At 56.0% G+C, this 20,474-nt stretch carries 16 protein-coding genes, 1 pseudogene and 1 riboswitch; of the genes and pseudogenes, 7 read left to right on the top strand and 10 right to left on the bottom strand.

Translation table 11 applies throughout. The annotated features are described in order from the left end of the window. Positions 1-396: 396 nt before the first annotated feature. A complete protein-coding gene (gene murI / locus PGR10_RS23615; RefSeq protein ID WP_015703959.1) occupies positions 397-1,248 on the bottom strand; it encodes a glutamate racemase in 852 nt (283 codons plus the stop codon). Further along, positions 1,193-3,040: a TonB-dependent vitamin B12 receptor BtuB gene (gene btuB, locus PGR10_RS23610; protein ID WP_113374918.1), complete on the bottom strand. Its 1,848-nt coding sequence runs from the start codon at positions 3,038-3,040 to the stop codon at positions 1,193-1,195. The genes murI and btuB overlap by 56 nt, the downstream gene beginning before the upstream one ends. A 65-nt stretch (positions 3,041-3,105) precedes the next feature. After that, positions 3,106-3,293: riboswitch (cobalamin riboswitch) on the bottom strand. Positions 3,294-3,408: 115 nt separating this feature from the next. Between btuB and trmA the strand changes: the two genes are divergently transcribed. Continuing rightward, positions 3,409-4,509 carry a tRNA (uridine(54)-C5)-methyltransferase TrmA gene (gene trmA / locus PGR10_RS23605; RefSeq protein ID WP_113374917.1) on the top strand — a complete coding sequence of 367 codons (1,101 nt, stop codon included), beginning with the start codon at positions 3,409-3,411 and terminating at the stop codon, positions 4,507-4,509. Positions 4,510-4,561: 52 nt separating this feature from the next. Here the strand turns inward: trmA and PGR10_RS23600 are convergent, their stop codons facing one another. Beyond that, complete coding sequence (locus tag PGR10_RS23600; protein ID WP_015368906.1) at positions 4,562-4,921, bottom strand: YijD family membrane protein; 360 nt, start codon at positions 4,919-4,921, stop codon at positions 4,562-4,564. Between the two features lie 15 nt (positions 4,922-4,936). Further along, entirely contained in the window at positions 4,937-5,572 is a 636-nt protein-coding gene (fabR, locus tag PGR10_RS23595) for an HTH-type transcriptional repressor FabR (RefSeq protein WP_015368907.1), read from the bottom strand. A 196-nt stretch (positions 5,573-5,768) separates the two neighbouring features. Between fabR and sthA the strand changes: the two genes are divergently transcribed. Further along, entirely contained in the window at positions 5,769-7,169 is a 1,401-nt protein-coding gene (sthA, locus tag PGR10_RS23590; RefSeq protein ID WP_015368908.1) for a Si-specific NAD(P)(+) transhydrogenase, read from the top strand. Here the strand turns inward: sthA and oxyR are convergent. From oxyR to argC, 4 genes are all read right to left on the bottom strand, one after another. Next, positions 7,152-8,069, bottom strand: a complete 918-nt coding sequence (gene oxyR, locus PGR10_RS23585) for a DNA-binding transcriptional regulator OxyR (protein WP_015368909.1) — start codon at positions 8,067-8,069, stop codon at positions 7,152-7,154. The genes sthA and oxyR overlap by 18 nt on opposite strands. Before the next feature lie 252 nt (positions 8,070-8,321). Next, entirely contained in the window at positions 8,322-9,695 is a 1,374-nt protein-coding gene (argH, locus tag PGR10_RS23580) for an argininosuccinate lyase (protein WP_087858723.1), read from the bottom strand. Between the two features lie 101 nt (positions 9,696-9,796). Further along, positions 9,797-10,573 carry an acetylglutamate kinase gene (argB, locus tag PGR10_RS23575; RefSeq protein ID WP_113374915.1) on the bottom strand — a complete coding sequence of 259 codons (777 nt, stop codon included), beginning with the start codon at positions 10,571-10,573 and terminating at the stop codon, positions 9,797-9,799. A 9-nt stretch (positions 10,574-10,582) separates the two neighbouring features. After that, entirely contained in the window at positions 10,583-11,587 is a 1,005-nt protein-coding gene (gene argC, locus PGR10_RS23570; RefSeq protein WP_271032462.1) for an N-acetyl-gamma-glutamyl-phosphate reductase, read from the bottom strand. Between the two features lie 113 nt (positions 11,588-11,700). On the opposite strand from argC, the gene argE reads away from it, so the two are divergent. Together argE and ppc are read left to right on the top strand one after the other, a co-directional pair. Then, complete coding sequence (argE, locus tag PGR10_RS23565; protein ID WP_015368914.1) at positions 11,701-12,852, top strand: acetylornithine deacetylase; 1,152 nt, start codon at positions 11,701-11,703, stop codon at positions 12,850-12,852. A gap of 257 nt (positions 12,853-13,109) precedes the next feature. Then, positions 13,110-15,761, top strand: coding sequence for a phosphoenolpyruvate carboxylase (gene ppc, locus PGR10_RS23560; protein WP_430924209.1), 2,652 nt, complete (start codon positions 13,110-13,112; stop codon positions 15,759-15,761). Positions 15,762-15,807: 46 nt separating this feature from the next. Here ppc and zinT read toward each other — a convergent pair whose 3' ends face one another. Next, on the bottom strand, positions 15,808-16,458 hold the full coding sequence (zinT, locus tag PGR10_RS23555; RefSeq protein WP_113374913.1) for a metal-binding protein ZinT: 651 nt from the start codon (positions 16,456-16,458) through the stop codon (positions 15,808-15,810). A 24-nt stretch (positions 16,459-16,482) separates the two neighbouring features. Between zinT and PGR10_RS23550 the strand changes: the two are divergent. From PGR10_RS23550 to gldA, 3 genes and pseudogenes are all read left to right on the top strand, one after another. Further along, positions 16,483-17,462 (top strand): annotated as a pseudogene (locus PGR10_RS23550) (helix-turn-helix transcriptional regulator). A 205-nt stretch (positions 17,463-17,667) separates the two neighbouring features. Then, positions 17,668-18,330, top strand: coding sequence for a fructose-6-phosphate aldolase (gene fsa, locus PGR10_RS23545; RefSeq protein ID WP_213317838.1), 663 nt, complete (start codon positions 17,668-17,670; stop codon positions 18,328-18,330). A gap of 54 nt (positions 18,331-18,384) precedes the next feature. Continuing rightward, entirely contained in the window at positions 18,385-19,488 is a 1,104-nt protein-coding gene (gene gldA / locus PGR10_RS23540) for a bifunctional L-1,2-propanediol dehydrogenase/glycerol dehydrogenase (RefSeq protein WP_213317839.1), read from the top strand. Between the two features lie 53 nt (positions 19,489-19,541). Here gldA and PGR10_RS23535 read toward each other — a convergent pair whose 3' ends face one another. After that, positions 19,542-20,441 carry a DMT family transporter gene (locus PGR10_RS23535; RefSeq protein WP_087858731.1) on the bottom strand — a complete coding sequence of 300 codons (900 nt, stop codon included), beginning with the start codon at positions 20,439-20,441 and terminating at the stop codon, positions 19,542-19,544. Positions 20,442-20,474: the final 33 nt, after the last annotated feature.

The raw sequence follows: 20,474 nt of genomic DNA, 5'->3' as shown, positions 1-20,474 counted from the left end.
GATCAAACTCTTCAATTTAAGTTTGATGCTCGTGAATTAAACTTCGTAATGAATTACGTATGTTCACTCAGAGACTTGGTATTCATTTTTCGTCCGAGGACGTTAAGAATCCATGTCACTTTGAGTGCCCACACAGATTGTCTGATAAATTGTTAAAGAGCAGTGCCGCTTCGTTTTTCGCTGCGGCGCGGGGTGTGCATATTACGCTTTCCCGCCTCAGAGTCAAGCATTTATTTTTGCTTTTCTCCGCGAGGTTCTCACCGGAACCCCGCTGACCCGGCGGCTTGTTTGCCGTTGTTCCGTGTCAGTGGTGGCGCATTATAGGGAGTTCTGAGACGTTGACAAGCCCTGTTTTCAAAAAACTTTTCAACCGTCTTTTTTTTGCGCAAAACGCCTTTAAAGCGGTAGTTTTTCCAGCGTTTCAAAGCCATAACGCTGTAAAACGGGTAAAAGTTGTTCAGTATCCGGGGTAATCGCCATGCAAAAAGCCTTATTGGCATCATTCGATTTTGCATCCGGCGCTTCATGCTCCAGCAGCCATGCGGTGCGTCGAGCAATCGCCGCGCCGGAATCAATAAACCGCGTTCCTTCCGGCATGACCTGTTGCAACTCTTCCGCCAGTAGCGGGAAGTGCGTACAACCTAATACGACCGTATCAGGCGGTTCCTGCATCCGTAGCCATGGACGCAGAATTCGACGCAGCTCTTCCAACGGTACCGCTTCGCCGTGCAGCTTCGCCTCTGCCAATTCCACCAGCTCAGCGGAACCCAGCATTTCGATGCGGCATTCATTGGCAAAGCGGTCAATGAGTTCACGAGTATAAGGACGCTTGACGGTACCGCGCGTCGCCAGCAGGCCGACAATACCGTTCGCCGTTAAGCGCGCGGCAGGTTTAATCGCCGGTACGACGCCGACCACCGGGAAAGCGAACTTTTCACGTAGGGCTGGCAGGGAAACGGTACTGGCGGTATTACAGGCGATGACCGCCAGCGCCAGAGGATAGCGTTGCTGAACGGCAGTCACGATCTCAACAACACGCTCAACGATAAACTCTTCGCTCTTCTCGCCATAGGGGAAAGCAACGTTATCGAAAGCATAAATGTAATGTAGATCCGGCAGCAGCTGCCGAATCTCGTTATATACCGACAACCCACCGACGCCGGAATCAAACACCAGCACGGTGGGACGTGGATCAGAAGGTGTAGCTGCCAGACAAGGTGTATTCCCGTCCTGCAGTTTGGTAGCCATATACTGTCTCGTAATCTTTATCGAACAGGTTGGCTATTTTACCACGAACTGTGAGATGTGAGGTGACTGGATACGAAACTGCGAGATCCCACAAGCTGACGCCGCCCAACTTAACGCTCTCAGGCGCATAGGTTACCGGGTCGTAAGTGTTGTCATAACGGGTGCCAAGATAGTGATAGGTCACACCCCAGTCGAAATCATAAACCTGCCAGTCCAGCTGGTATTTCACCTGTTGTTTTGCCCGGCGCACCAGCAGCTCGTTGGTTTTCGCATCACGCGCATCGACATAGTCATAGCTGATACTGTGCGCCAGCGGCCCGGTATCAAACGACGCCGTCGCTTCAATACCTTTAATACGCGCCTTGCCGACGTTGTAATATTTCATCAGCTGCGAGTCGTAGTCGATCAGATTATCGATGTCATTACGATACCCGGACAGCCGCCATGTCACCCCAGACGTCAGGCCTTCAAAGGCCCCTTCCCACTGCTTGCTCTCTTCCGGGTCGAGATTCTGATTACCATAGAAGCCGTACAGCTGGCCGAGATTCGGCGCTTTGTAGGCGGTGCCATAAGAGGCGATAAAGCGATAGCCGTCGATAAACTCCCACGCGGCGCTGCTCTGCCAGGTACCGTGCTGGCCAAACTGCGAGTTATCATCACTACGCGCCGCCCCTTCCAGGGTGAAATCGCCCAACTTTTGCAAGCCAGTGAGAAACAGGCCGGTATTACGGATTTCGTAGCCTTCGGTCACATAGTTCGTGCCAGGCTCGGTGGTTTGTTTCTGCCAGTCGATTCCAGCGCCAACGTTGCCGTGGCCAACATCGACCGTGTTCGCCCACTGCACGTTGTACTGTTTCACTTCATCCAGCGTCGCCGAGGTGTCATAGCGCCCCAGTCGCGGATCGTAATTGTAGTCCTTGCTGTGGCTATAGCTGGAAGTCAGCTGCGAGTGGAAGATATCCTGATTAAAACGCAGGCCGGCATCCCAGGTCTGGCTGTACAGCTGGCGAGTGTCGACTAATACGCCGCCATAAGGAGAGCCGTCGTAGGCCGTCCGGTTGTCATAGCCGTACCCGCGCACAAAGCCGCTCCACTCATTGGAGAAGCTATGCTCCAGCGCGCCGTAGATCGTTTTGCTCATAAAGCCATCGCGATCCGGCTGGCGAACGCCGCCGGTATTGCCTTCTGCAACCACATCAAAACCTTTGGTATAGGTGTAGTCTCCCGCCAGGGTGACGCGGGTATTACCGCCGAAAGTCTGCTGCGTGCTGCCGCCATAGTTCTGGTAGCCATTTGAGCCCACGCCGGCATTGAGCGTGGTGCCGTCCTGGTCGCGAGTGGTAATAATGTTCACCACCCCGCCAATCGCGTCTGAGCCGTAGACCGCCGAGCGCGGGCCGCGAACGTATTCAATGCGCTGCACCAGAGCGATAGGGAACTGGCTTAAGTCGGAAGAGCCGCTGACGCCCGCCTGATTCAGACGTACGCCATCCACCAAAATTAAGACATGGCTGGAGTTGGTGCCGCGTACGAAAAGAGAGCTCTGCTGCCCCATGCCGCCGTTTTGCGCGATGTCCACGCCCGGCAGGCGGCGCATCACATCGGTGAGAGAAGTTGACTGCCAGCGATCGATATCCTGCCGCGTCACCACGCTCACCGGCGCCAGCACGGTCTCGATAGGTTGCGCCACACGGTTTGCCGTCACCACTAACGTATTTGAATTGCTGTCCTGCGCCCAGCCGGAAAATGCCGTGACGGATAAAGCCGTCATCAGCGAAGCTTTTTTAATCATTGTAAAAGCATCCATAATATAGAGAGGATGCCGCCGGCTCTATCAGTAGCTCGCGATGATAGAAACCAAATGCGACGTATCCGGCAGGTCTTCGGGCTTGGAGGCTGCTTTAAGAAATAATGACTTCCCACGGCTAACCGCAGTGTCTGCACCGAGTGCGCTTATTTCTCGCCTTTCCTTACCGCTGCGCGTCAGCTCCAGATTCGCACTGGATTCCCTATTAACTCAGAGGACCGGTTGCAAGATGCTACAATTAGAAACATATAGATGTCCAGACTGCTATAACGATATTTCATCCGCAACGAGGGCTGGACATCCCCAATGCTTTCCCTACAATCCCCGCGTACTTATTTTATTCAGGATGCATCATGACCCCCGAACACCTTCCTACCGAGCAATACGAAGCGCAACTGGCAGAAAAAGTCGTCCGTTTGCAGAAAATGATGGCCCCTTTTGCCGCGCCGGTTCCGGAGGTGTTTCGTTCGCCGGTCAGCCACTACCGGATGCGCGCTGAATTTCGCCTGTGGCACGACGGCGACGACCTCTATCACATCATCTTCGATCAGCAGACCAAGTCGCGTATTCGCGTCGATACCTTCCCGGCCGCCAGCGAGCTCATCAACCAGCTGATGCCGGCAATGCTCGACGGCGTGCGCCATAACCCGGTCCTGCGCCATAAGCTTTTCCAGATTGATTATCTGACGACCATGAGCAACCAGGCCATCGTCTCGCTGCTCTATCATAAAAAGCTCGACGACGAGTGGCGCCAGCAGGCGGAAGCGCTGCGCGATGCCCTACGCGCGCAAAACCTCAACGTGCAGCTGATTGGCCGCGCCACTAAAACCAAAATTGAGCTCGATAGGGATTATGTCGATGAACGTCTGCCGGTTGGCGGGCGCGAAATGATCTATCGTCAGGTGGAAAACAGCTTTACCCAGCCAAACGCGGCGATGAATATTCAGATGCTGGAGTGGGCGCTGGACGTCACCAAAGGTTCCACCGGCGATCTGCTGGAGCTCTACTGCGGCAACGGCAACTTCTCGCTGGCGCTGGCGCGTAACTTCGAGCGCGTGCTGGCGACGGAAATCGCTAAACCGTCAGTCGCCTCCGCGCAATACAATATTGCCGCCAACCATATCGATAACGTGCAAATCATCCGCATGGCGGCGGAAGAGTTTACCCAGGCGATGAACGGCGTGCGGCAGTTTAATCGCCTGCAGGGCATCGATCTGCAGAGCTATCAGTGCGAAACCATTTTTGTCGATCCACCGCGCAGCGGGCTGGATAGCGAGACAGAAAAAATGGTCCAGGCCTATCCGCGAATTCTCTATATCTCCTGCAACCCGGAAACACTGTGCCAGAACCTGGAAACTCTCAGCCAGACGCACAATGTCACCCGCCTGGCGCTATTCGATCAGTTCCCGTATACCCACCATATGGAATGCGGTGTCCTGTTAACGAAGAAATAAACGCATAAAAAAACCCGGCGAACGCAACGTTGCCGGGTTATTGCCTGGCGGATTACTCCGCCGCGGTATCTTTGCGGTTGCGCATCTTGTAACCGATCCAGAACACCATCGCGACAGACAGCACCGCCGGGAAGAAGTTAGAGCCGATATCCGGATATTCTGCGCGCACCACGGTGCTATACAGCAGGACGCCGAGAATAAAGCAGGCGGCGGAAAGCCCCGGCAGCCCGACTGGCATACTGCGGTTCTGATAGCGCTGGTGCAGGCAGTACACCGTCAGCAGCAGCGACAGAACCGGGAAGATGGAAAAGGGAACGATTGAGCTGAACAGCGCGGCGAAGGTGCCATTAATGGACAAACCCGCGATCAGCGCCAGCAGTAGCGTACCTTTATCTTGAACTGAGTGTTTCATTGCTCGTCCTTCACGTTATTCGGAATGATGTGACATTTTTTCTTGTTCACGGCGATACCAGTAATACGCGCCTTTTGAAATCATTCTGAGCTGCAGTACCAGCCGTTCTTCCAGCTGTCGGCGCTGCTCCGGACTAACGTCCAACGCTTCCGCACCGGCGTTGAATACGATGGTGACCATAGCTTCAGCCTGCGCTTCAGTAAAGGCGCGCGGCATATGGTTTTCGAGTTCTAAATAGTCGGCAAGTTCCGCGATGAAATGCTGGATCTCGCGCGCTACAGCGGCTCGAAACGCCGCGGATGTGCCAGAACGCTCACGCAACAGCAGACGGAAAGCGTTCGGGTTGTTACCAATAAACTCCATAAAGGTAGAGACGGAGGTGCGGATCACGCTGCCGCCTTTTGCAATGCGCTGGCGCGCCTGGCGCATCAGTTGGCGCAGCATTAGCCCGCTTTCGTCTACCATCGTCAGGCCTAACTCATCGACATCGCGAAAATGACGATAAAAGGACGTCGGCGCGATCCCTGCTTCCCGCGCAACCTCGCGCAAGCTCAGGCTGGCAAAGCTTCGCTCAGCGCTAAGTTGGCTAAATGCCGCTTCCACCAGCGAGCGGCGGGTTTTTTCTTTTTGTTGTGCTCTTACGCCCATCACGATGTATGAATCCTTCCAATAGCCCTGTCGGCACTATACCAGAGATTAAAACTAATCGGTTTGTACTGGATTGTGAATGATTGTTTATGAGCCGTTTCTGCTTTTATGCCGCAAAAAAGCACAACGATAATTGGGTTAAAGCTCGCCAAATGTTATCATCGTGTTTATTTTGTGTATAAAACAGGTGAGTAATGCCATGTCACACTCTTGGGATTATGATGCAATAGTGATTGGTTCCGGTCCTGGCGGCGAAGGCGCCGCGATGGGACTGGTGAAACAGGGAGCTCGTGTTGCCGTTATCGAGCGCTACCATAACGTCGGCGGTGGTTGTACCCACTGGGGAACCATCCCGTCAAAAGCGCTTCGCCATGCCGTCAGCCGTATTATTGAGTTTAACCAAAACCCCCTCTACAGCGACCATTCCCGTCTTCTCCGTTCTTCCTTCGCCGACATCCTCAACCATGCCGACAGCGTCATTAACCAGCAAACCCATATGCGTCAGGGTTTCTATGAGCGCAACCACTGCGAAATTCTGCAGGGCAACGCCCACTTTGTTGATGAGCACACGCTGGCGCTGGAGTGTCACGATGGCACCGTAGAAACGGTCACCGCCGAGAAATTCGTTATCGCCTGCGGCTCGCGCCCGTATCATCCGGCCGACGTCGATTTCCACCACCCGCGTATTTACGACAGCGATTCCATTCTTAGCCTGCACCACGAACCGCGCCATGTGATCATTTACGGCGCCGGGGTGATCGGCTGCGAGTACGCGTCGATCTTCCGCGGTATGGAGGTGAAGGTCGATCTGATCAATACCCGCGATCGTCTACTGGCGTTCCTCGATCAGGAGATGTCCGATTCGCTCTCCTATCACTTCTGGAACAGCGGCGTGGTTATCCGCCACAACGAAGAGTACGAGAAAATCGAAGGCGTTGATGATGGCGTGATCATGCATCTGAAATCCGGTAAGAAGCTGAAAGCTGACTGTCTGCTGTATGCCAACGGCCGTACCGGTAACACCGACACCCTGGCGCTGGAAAATATCGGTCTGCAAACCGACAGCCGCGGCCAGCTGAAAGTGAACAGCATGTATCAGACCGCTCTGCCGCATATCTATGCCGTCGGCGACGTTATCGGTTATCCGAGCCTGGCGTCAGCGGCTTACGATCAGGGGCGCATCGCCGCACAGGCGCTGATCAAAGGCGAAGCCTCCGCGCATCTGATTGAAGATATCCCGACCGGGATCTACACCATTCCAGAAATCAGCTCAGTGGGTAAAACCGAGCAGCAGCTAACCGCCATGAAGGTGCCTTATGAGGTGGGTCGCGCGCAGTTTAAACATCTGGCGCGGGCGCAAATCGTCGGTATGAGCGTAGGTACGCTGAAGATTCTGTTCCATCGTGAGACGAAAGAGATCCTCGGTATCCACTGCTTTGGTGAGCGCGCGGCCGAAATTATTCATATCGGTCAGGCGATTATGGAGCAGAAAGGTGGCGGTAACACCATTGAGTACTTCGTTAACACCACCTTTAACTACCCGACCATGGCCGAAGCCTATCGGGTAGCGGCGTTAAACGGCTTAAACCGCCTCTTTTAACGCCTTATCAAAGTGGCCATCCATAGTACTGCGGATGGCCTCCGCCAGATGCTCATAGCGGCTACGCAGCGGCGAACCAGGACGATAAACCAGCCCGATGGTACGTCTTGGTTCCGGCTTAATGCACGGAATATAGACCACGCCATCGCGTTTTCTCTCCTGCGGCACCGCCAGCGCCGGCAGCAGCGTAATACCACTTCCGGCGGCAACCATGTTGCGCAGCGTTTCAAGGCTGGTCGCCCGGAAGTGGGTATCTTCATCCGCACCCGCTTCAAAGCAGAAGCCCATCGCCTGGTCGCGCAGACAGTGTCCGTCTTCCAGCATCAATAGCTTTTCACCCGCTAAATCCGCCATCGGAACGCGATCGCGCTCTGCCCACGGATGGTCTTCGTAGATAGCCAGCATCATCGGCTCATCGAACAGCGGCACTTCGATAAAGGCTTCACTCTCTTTGACCAGCGCGAGGATCGCGCAGTCGAGCTTACCGCTATCGAGCTGCGCCAGCAGCTGATGGGTTTGCGCCTCATGCAGATACATTTCCAGCTTCGGGAAAGTCTGATGCAGCATCGGGATTATGTGCGGCAGCAAATATGGCCCCACCGTCGGGATCAGGCCGATATGCAGCGGCCCGGACATGGTTTCCCCTTGCTGGCTTGCCATCTCCTTGAGCACTTTTACTTCGCGTAGCACGGTACGCGCCTGATCCACCAGCAGCAAACCCGCCTGAGTGAACAGAACCTTACGGCTGGTGCGCTCCAGCAACATCACCCCAAGTTCATCTTCCAGCTTGCGAATTTGTCCGCTGAGCGTGGGCTGACTGACGTGGCAGGAATCTGCCGCACGTCGGAAGTGGCGATGTTCAGCCAGCGCTACCAGGTATTCAAGATCGCGAATATTCATTATTCATCCTCCATCGCCACGATAGTCCATGGCGATAGATAGAATAGCAACGAACGATTATCCCTATCAAGTTTTCTGTTCAATAATAACCACAGAAACGAGGAGAACATCTGAAAATCATTGAGTCGCCTCACAGTTTCCCTACCCGAACAACTAAAGCCAACGTGAACTTTTGCGGACTTCGTGTCCGCTTTTTTTTTACGTAAAAAAGCCCGGGGAGTACCCAGGCTCATTCAACACCGGTGCAATCTCTTACACCAGGCGCTGTCTGGCGTCGGCAATCGCCTGCGTCACCTGCTGCGGCGAGACGCCGCCTTTGGCCGCACGTTTATCAAGGCAGGACTGCAACGACAGGATCGGATAGACGTCATCGCCGATAACGTTGCTGAACTTTTGCAGATCGCTTAACGGTAAATCTTCCAGCGCTTTGCCCTGAGCAATCGCTTCAACCACCGCTTCACCGACGATATGGTGTGCTTCACGGAACGGAACACCTTTTGCCACCAGGTAATCCGCCAGCTCGGTAGCGTTGGCGTAACCCTGCTGCGCCGCTTCCGCACAGCGCGGACGTTTCACCTGGATACCGTCCAGCACCAGCGCCGCCATGTGCAGGCAGTCGAGCCAGGTGTCCAGCGCATCGAACAGCCCTTCTTTGTCTTCCTGCATATCTTTGTTGTAGGCCAGTGGTAGCCCTTTCAGGGTCATCATCATGCCGGTCAGCGCGCCCTGCACGCGGCCGCATTTACCGCGGATCAGTTCCAGCGCATCCGGGTTTTTCTTCTGCGGCATCAGTGACGAGCCGGAAGTAACGCGGTCAGACAATTCAACAAAACCCGCTTCGCCGGTATTGAAGAAAATCAGATCTTCGGCAAAACGCGACAGGTGCACCATGCCGATAGAGGCATCGGAAAGCAGCTCCAGCACGTGATCGCGATCGGAGACGCTATCGAGGCTGTTACGGGTCGCCGATGCGAAACCCAACCAACCGGCCAGCTGTTCACGGTCGATTTCATAAGCGGTTCCCGCCAGCGCGCCGCAGCCCAGCGGGCTGACATCAAGGCGCTTGAGCGCATCCTGCAGGCGGCTTTCATCACGGGCCAGCATTTCAACGTAGGCCAGACACCAGTGCGCAAAAGTCACCGGCTGGGCGCGCTGCAGATGGGTATAACCCGGCATCACCGCGTCCTGATTGTTGCCCGCGGTTTCCACCAGCGCGCTTTGCAGTTGGCGGGTCGCGGACAGCAGCTCGGTGACGGTCTCTTTGCACCACAGCTTGAGATCGGTGGCGACCTGGTCATTACGACTACGTCCGGTATGCAGTTTTTTGCCCAACTGGCCGACTTTATCGATCAGTTTTCCTTCGACCCAGCTATGGATATCTTCGGCATCGCTTTCAAGGATTTGCTGCGGGTTGGCGCGTACCTCTTCCAGCAAGACGTTCAGCGCCTCTTCCAGCTGCAGCTGCTCATCGGCGGTCAGTACGCCTACGGTTACCAGCGCTTTGGACCAGGCGACGGATCCCACGATATCCTGTTCCGCCAGACGATAGTCAAAGCGTAAAGAGTCGTTGAATTGTTTGAACCGCTGATCTGCTGCCTGTGTAAAACGCCCGCCCCAAAGTGCCATAACATGCTTCCTTAATTCGTGAGTTCTGCCGGGTCGCGCTACGCTTACCCGGCCTACGGTCTTGTCGCCCCGGCAAGCAACGCGCCGCCGGGCATTCAATCTTAAGCCAAAATACGCGTACCGATCGGGGTACCGTTAAATAATGCCGGCAGCTGCTCGGCATGGCGCCAGGAGGCGATATCTACCGGACGGCCCAGCTCGCGCGCCGCGTCCAGCGCCGCGTTCACTTTCACGATCATGCCGTCGGTAATAATGCCCTGTTCAATCAGTTGCTCGGCCCTGGAGGCGGTCATTTCCGCAATCCGCTGACCTTTACCGTCGAGAATGCCGCTAACATCGGACAGCAAGATAAGATCCGCGCCCAGCGTCGCCGCCAGCGCCGTCGCTGCCTGATCGGCGTTGACGTTCATCAGTTGTCCTTGGTCGGTGACGCCGATCGAGCTCACGACAGGCAGGTAGCCGCCCGCCAACAGCGTATTGATAAGCGTCGGCGAGCCTGCCTGCGCTTTACCAACGTGGCCCAGTTCTTCATCCAACTGAGTCACCTTCACGCTATCGCCATCGCCGAGGAACAGCCCTACCGAAGCCAGACCATGTTTTTTCGCCCATGCCAGCAGCGTTTTGTTGGCGGTTCCCGCCAGCGCGCCGGTAATGATGTCAATCTGATCGGCAGGCGTTACGCGCAGGCCATTTTTCTTTTTCACCGGCAGATTAAGCTGTTTCATCAGCTCATCCACCACGCAGCCGCCGCCGTGGACGATAACCAGCGGACGCTGGTGTGTTTCGCGGTAGTGCACCAGCGCGGTAAACAGACGTTCCAGCGCTTCTTCGCTATCCAACAACACGCCGCCAAGTTTGATAATCAATGGATTGTTCATCATCACACCTTAAATTAAAGACTGCGTCTCAGCGAAGCCGAAACGAATGTTAGCGCACTGCACGGCCTGCGCTGCCGCGCCTTTCAGCAGGTTATCTTCTGCGGCCACGACGATAATATGTTCATCCTGGACGGCAAAACCGATATCACAGAATGGCAGCCCAACCACATTTTTCAGCGCCGGTACGCCTTTATCGTATAAACGGACCAACGGCTTATTGGCATAGGCCTGCTGGAAGACCTCTGCAACCTGCTCTTTACCGACGCCCGGCTTCAGGCGACAGGTAATGGTTTCAAGAATACCGCGTTTAAAATTGCCCAAATGGGGAGTGAAGATCACCTCTGCACCCAGATGGGTGGCAATTTCTGGATGATGGCGATGATTGAAAACGCCGTACGGCTGCAGGCTGACTTCACAGAAGCTATTGCTCATCGCCGCCTTACGACCGGCGCCGCTGACGCCGCTGGTGGCGTTGATCACCGGCCACTGCTTCAGATCCAGCAGACCGGCATCGATCAGCGGTTTTAACGACAGCTGCGCCGCCGTCGGGTAGCAACCAGGCACCGCGATCAAATTCGCCTCTTTCAATGCTTCGACGTTCCACTCCGCCAGGCCGTATACCGCCTGTTTGAGCAGGTCCGGATGCCGATGAGTGAAACCGTAGTATTTTTCGTAGAACGCGCCATCGTTGACGCGAAACGCGCCGGATAAATCGAACACCACGCAGCCCGCGGCCAAAAACTGCGGCGCCAGATCGTGGCTAACTTCATGCGCGGTCGCGAGGAACACCACATCCGCGCCAGCGCTAAATTCGCTGATATCAGACATCGCCTGCAGCGGCAGGTCGACAATACCTTTCAGCTGCGGATGTATATCGGAAATGAACTTTCCAGCATCATTACTTTGCGCGGAGACGGTCAAAGCGGTTATGTTCATATGAGGGTGGCGATTTACATAGGCCACCAGCTCTGCGCCGGCATAGCCGCTAGCTCCCACGATCAGCGTATTTAGCATTGGAAGAGCATCTCCTTACATTCGATGGGTTTTATTGCGCTCAACGATATTGTATTTTTATTCACAAATACTGCATGAATATTGATACTATCATGACCAGAGGTGTGTCAACAATGAAAAACAATTTACCGCCCTTTATCGAGATTTACCGCGCATTGATCGCCACACCTTCCATCAGCGCGACCGAAGAAGCGCTGGATCAAAGCAATGAGTCTTTAATCAATTTACTCGGCGGCTGGTTCCGCGATCTGGGCTTTAACGTCGAGATCCAGCCGGTACCGGAGACGCGTAATAAATTCAATATGTTGGCCAGTACCGGCCACGGCGCTGGCGGCCTGCTGCTCGCAGGGCATACCGATACCGTGCCTTTCGACGATGGTCGCTGGACTCGCGACCCGTTTACGCTTACCGAGCACGACAACAAACTCTACGGCCTCGGCACGGCCGATATGAAAGGCTTCTTCGCGTTTATCCTCGATGCCCTGCGCGACGTTGACGTCAGTAAATTGAAAAAACCGCTGTATATTCTGGCCACCGCTGACGAAGAAACCAGCATGGCGGGCGCGCGCTATTTCGCTGAAACCACACAGCTGCGCCCGGATTGCGCGATCATCGGCGAGCCGACCTCGCTGCAGCCGGTGCGGGCGCATAAAGGCCACATTTCAACAGCGGTACGCGTACTGGGCCAGTCCGGCCACTCCAGCGACCCGGCGCGCGGCGTGAACGCTATCGAACTGATGCACGATGCGATTGGCCGCATCATGCAACTGCGCGATGACTTAAAAGAGCGTTACCACTATGCTGCCTTCACCGTGCCTTATCCGACGCTCAACCTGGGCGCCATTCACGGCGGCGATGCATCCAACCGCATCTGCGCCTGCTGCGAGCTGCACATGGATATTCGTCCATTGCCGGGGATGACGCTTAACGACCTGAACGGCCTGCTGGATGAAGCGCTGGCGCCGGTGAGCGAACGCTGGCCGGGGCGTCTGACGGTCTCTGAGCTGCATCCGCCGATCCCAGGCTATGAATGCCCGCCGGACCACAAGCTGGTCGAAGTGGTTGAAAAACTGCTCGGCGCGCAGACCGAAGTGGTGAACTACTGCACCGAAGCGCCGTTTATCCAGACGCTGTGCCCTACGCTGGTGTTAGGACCGGGCTCCATCAACCAGGCCCACCAGCCGGATGAATATCTGGAGACGCGGTTTATTAAGCCGACGCGCGAGCTCATCACCCAGGTTGTCCATCACTTCTGCTGGCATTAATTGCCGCCGTTTTCCCGCCTTCACGTCCGGAGGCGGGAGAGTGACGATCGTCACACTTCCATAAGTAATGCTTATCCGCCGACCGCTGAGTTAACTTTCGCAAATTATCGCTATTTATTCGTTTGCTGAAGCGATTTCGCAGCAATTGACGCGGGGGTATTTACGTGGCTTTATAAAAGACGGGTTGCTTATCCACTGCTCAAATCACGGAGCGCCGGATATAACAAAATAAAATGAGATGGGGTGTCTGGGGTAACATGAACGAACAATATTCCGCTTTGCGTAGTAATGTCAGTATGCTCGGTAAGGTGCTGGGCGACACCATCAAGGATGCGCTAGGAGAAAACATTCTTGATCGAGTCGAAACTATCCGTAAGTTGTCCAAATCTTCTCGCGCGGGCAATGAGGCCAATCGCCAGGAGCTGCTTACCACGCTGCAAAACTTGTCCAACGACGAGCTGCTGCCGGTAGCGCGCGCCTTTAGCCAGTTTTTGAATCTGGCTAATACCGCCGAGCAATATCACAGCATTTCGCCCAACGGCGAAGCCGCCAGTAATCCGGAAGTTATTGCGCGTACCCTGAGAAAACTCAAAGACCAACCCAATCTCAACGAAGACACCATAAAAAAAGCGGTGGAATCCCTGTCGCTGGAGCTGGTATTAACCGCTCACCCGACCGAAATCACCCGCCGGACGCTGATCCACAAAATGGTGGAGGTCAACAACTGCCTTAAGCAGTTGGATAACAAAGATATCGCCGACTATGAGCACAACCAGCTGATGCGCCGCCTGCGCCAGCTGATCGCCCAGTCCTGGCATACCGATGAAATTCGTAAGTACCGCCCTTCTCCGGTCGATGAAGCCAAATGGGGTTTCGCGGTAGTTGAAAACAGCCTGTGGGAAGGCGTGCCGAACTATCTGCGCGAGCTGAACGAACAGCTGGAAGCCAACCTCGGCTACCAGCTACCGGTTGATTTCGTCCCGGTACGCTTTACCTCCTGGATGGGCGGCGACCGTGACGGCAACCCGAACGTCACCGCCGATATCACCCGCCACGTGCTGCTGCTCAGCCGCTGGAAAGCGACCGATCTGTTCCTGAAAGATATCCAGGTGCTTATCTCTGAGCTGTCGATGGTCGAATGCACCGACGAGCTCCGCGATTTGGCCGGCGCGGAAGGCGCGCAAGAGCCGTATCGTTATCTGATGAAAAAGCTGCGTAGTCAGTTGATGGAGACCCAGGCCTGGCTGGAAGCTCGCCTGAAAGGGCAAAAACTGCCGAAACCGGCAGGGCTTATCACGCAAAACGAACAGCTGTGGGAACCGCTGTATGCCTGCTATAAATCGCTCCAGGCCTGCGGCATGGGCATCATCGCCAACGGCGAACTGCTTGATACCCTGCGCCGGGTGAAATCTTTCGGCGTACCCCTGGTGCGTATCGATATTCGTCAGGAAAGCACCCGCCACACCGAAGCGCTGGGCGAAATGACCCGCTACCTCGGGATCGGCGATTATGAAAGCTGGTCGGAAGCCGACAAGCAGGCCTTCCTGATCCGTGAACTGAACTCCAAACGCCCGCTGCTGCCGCGTCAGTGGGAGCCGAGCGAAGAGACCCGCGAAGTTCTCGACACCTGCAAAGTGATCGCCGAAGCGCCGCGTGGATCGATCGCTGCTTATGTGATCTCCATGGCCAAAACGCCGTCCGACGTACTGGCGGTTCATTTGCTGTTAAAAGAAGCCGGTATCGGCTTCGCGCTGCCGGTTGCGCCGCTGTTTGAAACGCTGGACGACCTGAACAACGCCAACGACGTCATGACTCAGTTGCTGAATATTGACTGGTATCGCGGATTTATTCAGGGCAAACAGATGGTCATGATCGGTTATTCCGACTCGGCCAAAGATGCTGGCGTCATGGCCGCCTCTTGGGCCCAGTACCAGGCCCAGGACGCGCTGATCAAAACCTGCGAAAAAGCCGGTATTGAACTGACGCTGTTCCACGGTCGCGGCGGCTCCATCGGTCGCGGCGGCGCGCCGGCCCACGCGGCGCTGCTCTCGCAGCCGCCGGGCAGCCTGAAAGGCGGGCTGCGCGTCACCGAACAGGGCGAGATGATCCGCTTTAAGTACGGCCTGCCGGAAGTGACCATCAGCAGCCTGTCGTTGTACACCAGCGCGATTCTGGAAGCCAACCTGCTGCCGCCGCCGGAACCAAAACCGCAGTGGCGCGAAATCATGGCCGAGCTGTCCGACGTCTCCTGCAAGATGTACCGCGGCTACGTGCGGGAAAATAGAGACTTCGTCCCTTATTTCCGCTCCGCGACCCCGGAACAGGAACTGGGCAAACTGCCGCTTGGCTCGCGCCCGGCGAAGCGTCGCCCGACCGGCGGCGTCGAGTCACTGCGCGCCATCCCGTGGATCTTCGCCTGGACCCAGAACCGCCTGATGCTGCCGGCCTGGCTGGGCGCCGGCGCCGCGCTGCAGAAAGTGGTCGAGGGCGGTAAGCAAAGCGAGCTGGAAAGCATGTGCCGCGATTGGCCATTCTTCTCGACCCGTCTCGGAATGCTGGAGATGGTCTACTCAAAAGCCGACCTGTGGCTGGCGGAGTACTACGATCAGCGGCTGGTGAAACCGGAACTGTGGAAACTCGGTGAAGAGCTGCGTCAGCTGTTAACCGCCGATATCAAAGTGGTGTTGGCTATCGCCAACGACTCCCACCTGATGGCCGACCTGCCGTGGATAGCCGAATCCATCCAGTTGCGTAACATCTATACCGACCCGCTGAACGTCCTGCAGGCCGAACTGCTGCACCGTTCGCGCCAGGCCGAAGAAGCAGGCAAGGAACCGGATGCGCGCGTTGAACAAGCGCTGATGGTCACTATTGCCGGCGTCGCGGCAGGAATGCGTAATACCGGCTAGTCACTGTTTCCCCCGGCCGCCCGGCCGGGGGATTTTCCCTCTCGTTTTAGTGATGCAACATCTCATCGACGATCTGCTCTTTATGCAGCGCATAAGGATAATAGGTCGGCCAGTTATCCATCTCTTTCAGCAAGGCTTCCTGAGATTCATTGCCCATAAATATATGGAAATGCTGTGATTTACGCGGGCTAATAATGTGGTCGCTGAATTGGACGAATTTCGGCGCGTTACCATCGCCCTGTTGGCACTCAAACAGGTAACGAACCCCCTTCTTGCCGGAGGCGTATTGCAGAATTTTGTAGCCTGAGTAGGTATATTTGCAGCTATTAACGGTCTTGCCGACGTGGAACTCTATCACCCCATCTTCGATGCCAATCTGCTCCACATCGGTGGCGTAACCCTTCTTATAATAGGCGCGATACTCTTCCACGCTCATGGCGCCGGGCTTTTTCGCCTTCTGCTCCAGCACCGGATCAAGGTCGCCATTCAGCAGATACGGATAGACTGACTGCCAGACGCCATCCCAATCGCTCAACGCGCGATCCTTCACATCTTTATCGGCAAAAATGCCTTCGCTGGCCTGGCGTTCTGTTTCAGTTAACGCCGGGCCATGACTATGATTACCGTGGGCAAAAGCCTGAGCGCCGGCAAGCGCTATGCCGAAACCAAACGCGAGCATGGGGATCTTTCGGGTCATTACTCTCTCCTGAGTTAAATATCGATTGCGACAAAATGTTACGATATAACATATCTTAATCGGGAAGCAATAACGATGAGTTCGTACTTTTACCGCTGGAAAAATGTCCGGTATGATGAAATGCGTGGCGTTTTGGCGGGGTAAAGATGGATAACAGCATCAATCAGCTCATTGATTCATTAGTGAAAAAACAAACCTGCATTGCAGAAGTGCATTTTGCCGGAGAATCACGCCCGCCAGCCGACGCCGCGATCAAGGTTGATTTTCCACGTCTGAATATCGTCATTGAGGGGCAGTTGTACGATCTCGCCCTCGGCGATAACGCCGCGCCGCTGCAGGCGCGTGACGTACTCTATATTGCGAGCGATAGCTGGAACTGGCCGCGATGGCAGACCCCATGCCTGCTGCTAAGCATCTTATTCGGCAAACAGCAGCTGGAATTTTCGCTGCAGCGCTGGAACGGAGAAGCGCTAACCCTGGTCCAGAAGATTCAGGTACCGCGCCGCGGGCCGCGCGTGGGTTCATTTCTGCTACAGGCGCTAAATGAAATACGCATGCAGCCGCAGGAGCAGCAAACCGCCCGCTGCATCGTCATTAGCCTACTCAGCCATTGTACCGATCTACTGGGTAGCCAGGCGCAAACCTCATCGCGCAGCCAGGCGCTATTCGAGGCGATCCGCCAATATATCGATATTCATTTCGCCGAGCCGCTGAGCCGGGAATCCGTAGCACAGGCGTTTTATCTCTCTCCCAACTATCTCTCGCATCTGTTTCAGAAGTGCGGACCTATGGGCTTTAACGAATACCTCAATCATATCCGTCTCGAACAGGCGCGCATGCTGCTGAAGGGTCATGATATGAAGGTAAAAGATATCGCCCACGCCTGCGGCTTCGCCGACAGCAATTACTTCTGCCGCCTGTTTCGCAAGAATACTGAACGTTCACCTTCCGAGTATCGCCGCCAGTACCATAGCCAGCTGACGGAAAACCCCTCTGCGCCGTAAAACTAGATTTTTGTAAGTTACTGATTTCTACCTGCAGGCTATTTCAGCCTGGAGGTACTATCACACGGACAAACGTGATCTAAATCACTCTTAACCGTAATGCGTACATTTATCCAGTTTTTGGCAAATTTGTCATCTGGCGGGCAGGCAAACGGAAGCCGTATCCTTACCTCAACATCATTGAATTACACATCGAGGAATGGTTATGGAACTCTATCTGGACACCGCGAACGTCGCTGAAGTTGAACGTCTGGCCCGCATTTATCCGCTGGCTGGCGTCACCACCAACCCGAGCATCATCGCCGCCGGCAAAACCCCGGTTTGGGACGTGCTGCCGCGCCTGCAAAAAGCCGTTGGCCCGGAAGGTATTCTGTTCGCGCAGACCATGAGTCGCGATGCGCAAGGTATGGTGGCTGAAGCCAAACGCCTGAGTAACGCCGTACCAGGAATCGTGGTTAAGATCCCGGTGACCGCCGAAGGCCTCGCCGCCATCAAAGTGCTAAAAAAAGAAGGCATCCCGACGCTTGGCACCGCGGTCTATAGCGCTTCCCAGGGGCTGCTCGCGGCGCTGGCCGGCGCGAAATACGTCGCGCCGTACGTCAACCGCGTCGACGCCCAGGGCGGTGACGGTATTCGCATGGTGCAAGAACTGCAATCCCTGCTGGAAATGCACGCCCCGGAAAGCAAAGTCCTGGCCGCGAGCTTCAAAACCCCGCGCCAGGCGCTGGATTGCCTGTTAGCCGGCTGCGAAGCTATCACCCTCCCCTTAGACGTAGCGCAACAAATGCTCGGCACCCCTGCGGTAGAGTCAGCCATAGAGAAGTTCGAGCAGGACTGGAATAACGCATTTGGCACGTTGAACCTGTAATCCGATCGTCGGCCGCCAACAGACGGCTTGCACGGTCATCGAGGAGGAATCGAAATGGATCGCATTATTCAATCACCCGGTAAATACATCCAGGGCGCTGGCGCCATCAAGCGCCTCGGCGAATATCTCAAACCGCTGGCTGAACGCTGGCTAATCATCGGCGACAAGTTCGTTCTCGGCTTTGCCGAAGAGCAGCTGCGTACCAGCCTGAGCGGCGCTGGTCTGGTGGCCGAAATCGCCCCGTTCGGCGGTGAATGTTCGCAAAATGAAATCAACCGCCTGCGCGATATCGCCAGCAGCGCCCAATGCCATGCGGTGCTCGGCATCGGCGGCGGCAAGACGCTGGATACCGCGAAAGCGCTGGCTCACTATATGCATCTGCCGGTGGTAGTAGCCCCAACTATCGCCTCCACCGATGCGCCGTGCAGCGCGTTGTCTGTTATTTATACCGATGATGGCGAATTCGAAAGCTATCTGATGCTGCCGCACAACCCGAACATGGTGGTTGTTGATACGCAGATCGTCGCGGCCGCGCCAGCACGCCTGCTGGCCGCCGGGATTGGCGATGCGCTGGCGACCTGGTTTGAAGCCCGCGCCTGCTCGCGCAGCGGCGCGACCACTATGGCGGGCGGTAAGTGCACACAGGCGGCGCTGGCGTTAGCGGAACTCTGCTACAACACGCTGGTTGAAGAAGGCGAAAAGGCGATGCTTGCCGCCGAGCAGCATGTGGTCACTCCAGCGCTTGAACGGGTGATCGAAGCCAACACCTACCTGAGCGGCGTCGGCTTTGAGAGTGGCGGGCTGGCGGCGGCGCACGCGATTCACAACGGCCTGACCGCCATCCCGGACGCCCATCACTTCTACCACGGCGAGAAAGTCGCATTTGGTACGCTGACGCAGCTGGTGCTGGAAAACGCGCCGGTGGAAGAGATTGAGACCGCGGCGGCGCTTTGTCACAGCGTCGGCCTGCCCATCACGCTGGCGCAGCTCGATATTAAAGGCGACATCCCGGCTAAAATGCGCACGGTCGCGGAAGCCGCCTGCGCCGAAGGTGAAACCATCCACAATATGCCGGGCGGCGCCTGCGCCGATCAGGTTTACGCCGCGCTGCTGGTGGCCGACCAATACGGTCAGCGTTTCCTGCAAGAGTGGGAATAACCTTTCCCTTTACGCCCGGCGTTTGCCGGGCATAACGCTTAACGAGTAATACCTTACCTGGCAATCTGAGGTTGACGCTTTTTAAGGCTGATTATCGCCAGCGCCGCGACAATCAGCACAATGCCGGCGCCTTCCACCAGCCCCGGATTTTCACCTAGCAGCCACCAGGAAAACAGCACGCCGCAGACCGGTACCGCCAGCGTACTCAGGCCGGCGACGCTGGCTGGCAGGTTACGCAGGACATACAGCCACAGGCTCCAGGCCACCGCCGTAGCCAGGATCGCGCTATAGCCAAGCGCCCAAAAAACCCCAGGCTGCCAGTCAATGCTGCGCTGCGGCACCAGCCACGCCACCACGCTCATCACCAGCGCGGCATATAGCATCTGCCAGGCGGTTAATGATAGTAAATCGAGGCGCGGATAGCGCCGATACATGCGTTTAGCGACAATGGCGCTCGCTCCCCAACTGATGCCGGAGAGGATCGCCAGCAGCGCGCTTTTCATCGAGGAGAAATCCAACTGCCACGGCTGCAGCACCAGCAGTAGACCGCACGCCGCCAGGACGATAGCGGCATACTGTAGCCGCCGCATGCGCTCGCCTAAAAACAGCGCCGCCATGATCACCACCCAGAACGGCATGGTGTAGCTGAGAATGGCGACTTTACCGGCGCCGCCGCTCATCAGCGCCCACTGCGCCAGGCCGACCATGCCGCAGGTTTGCAGCAGCGCAATCGCCAGGGTATAGCCAAACGGCGTCGGCCGCATGCCGCGCCCGCGCAGCGCCAGCACCGCCATCAGTACAATCGCGCCGAAGATACAGCGCAGCGCGGTAAAATCGAAGGCGCCGATATAGAGCGTTACCTGTTTCATCGCAATCCAGCTGTAGCTCCAGATAAGCGTCAGCAGGACGAGGCCGCAACCGGCCAGGAGATTGCTGTTCCTTGCAACCGTCATAACTTCTCCACCGTCATGATTTTTGCGGGCACT

It is taken from the genome of Klebsiella sp. 141198 (assembly GCF_050600785.1).
GTDB lineage: Bacteria > Pseudomonadota > Gammaproteobacteria > Enterobacterales > Enterobacteriaceae > Klebsiella > Klebsiella aerogenes.
The sequence above is the reverse complement of the archived record's forward strand: the minus strand, read 5'-3'. Positions and strand labels throughout refer to the sequence as shown.